This is a genomic window from Flavobacterium succinicans LMG 10402, from assembly GCF_000611675.1.
In the GTDB taxonomy this organism is placed as follows: Bacteria; Bacteroidota; Bacteroidia; order Flavobacteriales; family Flavobacteriaceae; genus Flavobacterium; species Flavobacterium succinicans.
This window is the reverse complement of record NZ_JATV01000036.1, coordinates 1-4,236: the sequence shown is the minus strand read 5'-3', so window position 1 is coordinate 4,236 and position 4,236 is coordinate 1. Positions and strand designations below refer to the sequence as shown.

Below are 4,236 nucleotides of genomic sequence, written 5' to 3'. Positions count from 1 at the left end.
GATTATATCTGCAATCAGGTTGGAGATGGAGCCAAAAAAATAAGATCAGAACCAGAATTAAAATTCAGTTCTGACTTATTTTCAGCATAATAAAAAAGTAAACGCCTATTTATAATGGGTAACAAGGTATTTTATGCTCATTCATTAAAACTTTCGGATAGCAATGATTATTTGTTTCTTTTGTTGTGGTGGGGGAAGTTATTTTACGTTTGTCAAGCTCGAATATAAGTCTCTTATTTCTGAATCAAAAACAGGATTCTTAACGTTTTCTTGAATTTGTTTTATATGATTGTTTAATTTAATTTTCAACCAATCTAATTTTTCTTTGACATCTAAAGTTTCATTTTTGTAGTTTGTAAAGAAACTTTTTTTTATGTTTTGAATGTAGTAAAATAAATCATATTCTAAATCGTCAAATTCTGATGAAGCTTTAGTAATGTAATCGATAAAATAATAACCATCATCATCTAAAGTTAATATGTTCATTAAATATTCACTTTCGTCTTTTTCACTATGAAAATCTTTCCTATGTGTTACACCAATTTTAATTACTTCTTCACTTACAATAATTCTCGGAAACTTTGCTTTTTTAGATTCTAAATCATACGCTTCGACTAATGCTGGACCGAATATATATTTGGAACTATGTACCAGTTTACCGACACTTACTCCGCCACGAGTTAAATAACCCTTATTTGCAAGCTCAAAACTAACATATAATAAATCTAATATCGTATAAAATAATTGACTTGGTTCATCGTATTTATATGATATTACGATAGAATCTGAAAAATAGGTAATGACTTTCGATTTTGAGAAACCTAAATCATTAGTGATTTTTTTAGTTAACTTCAGAATATGTTTTATTGACTCAATTTTTTTTATATTTTCTTCTCCATTGTCATTAACAGTTTCATCGATGTGTTTTTTAAAGCCTAAAATGTCAATAAAACAACAAATTCTTTTCTGATATTTCATATTTTGTCTTTAAAACTGCGTTAGATTCTTGGCTCATGCGGGATAATTGCCCATAACGTTCTGGTACTACAGCGGGTTTGGGTTCTAAATTAAGATTTATTTTTCGGTTATCACTAAACTGCCAAATACAAAACCATTTTCCCATTAAGCCCAATGCCCAAATCCGTTGTAGTAGCTGTTACAGGAAGCCTTTTTTCCATAGGTGCAATTTTTAATATAATTCTTTTTGCAATTATTACTTTTCATTTCGGACTTTAAACATTTTATATATTGGCTACAATAATTTCATTTGGAGTAAGATATGTTATAAATATTGATTTTAATTAATTGATCATCGTTTTTTTAACAATATTAATCTATTTTGTGTTCTTCTATAATTTGTGGATTATGTAAGTTAGGTCCATCCCAATCAGTGTATATTTTTACATAATCTAATATTATTTTTTGTGTTTTAATATCGTATTTTTTTAAATATGCCTCAATTTGAAATTTATCTTTTTCGTCATAATAAAAAAAATATTTATTGTCTTTTTCGAGAATTCCCCAATACTTATTTGCTCCTGAGCCAAAGGAATAAAATAATACAAGCAAAATTTGATTTTCTTTTGGTTCAACTAAGAAAACTTCTAAACATTTTTGGATACTCATTAAGTTAGAATAATCCTTAATCAGTTTTGTTTTTTTCTTTATTTCTGTTCCAAATTGATTTTCATTAATTAAAAAAGATATCATTTCTTCTTGATATTTTTTAATTCGATAATCTTTATCAACCCGATATCCTTCTTGGCTGTAAACGAAAGACACAAAAAATAAAAGATATACGCTTAGTGCTAATTTATTTTTTAACATAGTATTTTTTTGTCTGCCTGATTTTTGTCTAAAATATGAAGTTTCATTTGCATTAAGTTTGCTTTAATGATGGTTTACGTTTAGAGGTTGTCTATTTCAAGGTTTCCTGTAACGTTCCCGCGCTACACGCGGTTTGGGCCTAAATTAGCGTTAATTTTCGGATTAGCCAAAACTTCCAAATACGAACCAATTTTCCCATTAAACCAATTGCCCAAATCGCTTGTAGCGTGTGTTAGGGTGTGTAGCGACACGTTTGAAAAGCACCAAAGTTCATCCGTTCCAATTTTCCAGTCCAATGTCTTTTTTGAGCTTGATTTGCGTCGGCACGCTAGCTAGTTCATTATTATTTTTTCAGTTGCAAAACGTCTGGTTGATGTCGGCTGTTTCTTTTCAACGGAGCTATACACCCTAACGTTCCGGCGCTTGGCGAGGTTGCGAACTTCGGATCCGATTATTTTCTATCAAAGATAAAATTTCTTGCGAGAAATAAATGTGAATTTACTACAAAATTCGCAATCTTGCCAAACGCCTGTTGGCAGAAGGTTTTACTTTATCCGTTCTGTTTTTCCAATCGCTTCAAATATGATGTTTATTGCTTTTTTATGAACATTATCAATGTCAGAAGATTTAGAAATTAATTCAGTAAACATTTTGTAAATAGCTCTTATGTGGCTCATTAAAATATTAAATATTAAACTAACACAAATTATTATGAATAAAGCAATGTTTTTAAACGTAGGTTCGTTTGTTTTATCGACAATCATTAAAGTTATCGTTCCAAGCGGTAAAGCATACAGAAGTATAAATCCTAAATACTTTATGTATTTTATATTCATAAGTATTTTAACACCATTTGGAATCTTGTTTTTTAGACTCCATAATTGTAATATACCCAAAAATATTCCATTGCCAATCACGCCGCTAATTAACGAATCTTTATTGTCAATTATCCATTTTATTATGTTTTCAAACACTATATCTCATTTTTTTATGTTAATAAAAAGATGTAATTATTTGTCTTCGTTTTCTTTAATTACGACACGCATTTTATCCCAAGTTGATATAGTCGAAATATCTACTTTCATTTCAGAAGATGATTTAATATTTACATCGATTGTACCGTCAGCGTTTACTGGAATTAAGCCGTAATTTTTATTTGGAAGTAGATTTAATTCATTTTTCAATGGTTCGTTTGCGTATGCTTTCGGCATAATGTCAAAATCTTTCAAAACGTTAATTGTTAAGCAAATTGCAATAACTGTTAGAATGCTTTTAGTGTACAAATCTAATTTCATAATTTTAAATTTTAGGATATGTTAATAATTCAATTTTTATGTTTCTTTAGGTTTTCGTCTATTTTTATGCGGTTTCCCAAACTTTCTGCCAACGTTCTGGTACTACAGCGGGTTTGGGTTCTAAATTAAGATTTATTTTTCGGTTATCGCTAAACTGCCAAATACAAAACCATTTTCCCATTAAGCCAAATGCCCAAATCCGTTGTAGTAGCTGTTAGCGGTTCGGTTGTTTATTTTATATATTCCGTTTTCTATTTTAATTTTTTTGTTTTCTTTCTGAGTATATAACGCCAAACTGCTTGATTTCGGCAAAATATAATTATTATAAAAAATTACATACTACAACACTCATTTCTATTACGTTTCTTCTTTTACTGTAAAGTCAGCTATAATCTGAAGGTTTTTACTTATTCCATTTCATTAAAACTTTTTAAATTAAGAAGGAATAAATCCAAAGACAAAATATTACTATAATAGATATGAATGTAATTATTGGAAAATCATATTTTTTAGTTCTATTAAATTCTTTATGGTAGTTATAAAATTTATTCTCTTGAAATACGAATATAAACGCTTCTATTAAAGATACTAAACTACTTATAATTAGAATGACAAAATAACTATCCGCTAAATTCACTCTTAAAATTAGGAGGACCACATTAATAATAAAAGAGTTAACCAAAATCAAGAAAGGAATAAAAAACAATTTTACTCTAGCATCATATTTGTAATAATTCAAAAATGTCGGAAAATTTTTTTCCATATGTTCAAAAAACATTTTTGTTCCCAAACTGATTTTATTAAAATTACTTATCCAGACAAAAGGGTTTAAATACACAGTTATTAATTTCCCTAAACTCCTGTCTAAAAGACAGAAATTATAAAAATAAATATTTAAAATTTTTTCCACAAATGATATTTTAATCGTCTACTTTTTTTCGCAACTGACCGCTAACGTTTGCGGCTATGCGAAGTGCCTTCTTTCGCCGCTTCACTAATGATAGCTAAAATAGCCAAATTTTTTAATTTGTACTATTTTTATCTAAAAAAGCGGAAGGCATTTTGCATAGCCGCTGTTGGGGGTAGTTACTTAATTATGCACAACCATCGCTTA

5 protein-coding genes are annotated in these 4,236 nt (G+C 28.8%); all 5 read right to left on the bottom strand.

The window, feature by feature from the left end:
* Nucleotides 1-198: 198 nt before the first annotated feature.
* A complete protein-coding gene (locus tag AO58_RS0116695) occupies nucleotides 199-978 on the bottom strand; it encodes a hypothetical protein (RefSeq protein ID WP_024982771.1) in 780 nt (259 codons plus the stop codon).
* Between the two features lie 351 nt (nucleotides 979-1,329).
* On the bottom strand, nucleotides 1,330-1,827 hold the full coding sequence (locus AO58_RS0116685) for a hypothetical protein (protein ID WP_024982769.1): 498 nt from the start codon (nucleotides 1,825-1,827) through the stop codon (nucleotides 1,330-1,332).
* 122 nt (nucleotides 1,828-1,949) lie between these two features.
* Complete coding sequence (locus AO58_RS18075) at nucleotides 1,950-2,123, bottom strand: hypothetical protein (RefSeq protein WP_155959428.1); 174 nt, start codon at nucleotides 2,121-2,123, stop codon at nucleotides 1,950-1,952.
* 249 nt (nucleotides 2,124-2,372) lie between these two features.
* On the bottom strand, nucleotides 2,373-2,801 hold the full coding sequence (locus AO58_RS0116675; protein ID WP_024982768.1) for a hypothetical protein: 429 nt from the start codon (nucleotides 2,799-2,801) through the stop codon (nucleotides 2,373-2,375).
* A 36-nt stretch (nucleotides 2,802-2,837) separates the two neighbouring features.
* Complete coding sequence (locus tag AO58_RS17440) at nucleotides 2,838-3,122, bottom strand: hypothetical protein (RefSeq protein WP_024982767.1); 285 nt, start codon at nucleotides 3,120-3,122, stop codon at nucleotides 2,838-2,840.
* Nucleotides 3,123-4,236 lie beyond the last annotated feature (1,114 nt).

Excerpts from the sequence above, each read along its gene's own strand:
- AO58_RS0116695 (WP_024982771.1), bottom strand. The coding sequence starts at position 978 with ATGAAATATCAGAAAAGAATTTGTTGTTTTATTGACATTTTAGGCTTT.
- AO58_RS17440 (WP_024982767.1), bottom strand. The coding sequence starts at position 3,122 with ATGAAATTAGATTTGTACACTAAAAGCATTCTAACAGTTATTGCAATT.
- AO58_RS0116685 (WP_024982769.1), bottom strand. The coding sequence starts at position 1,827 with ATGTTAAAAAATAAATTAGCACTAAGCGTATATCTTTTATTTTTTGTG.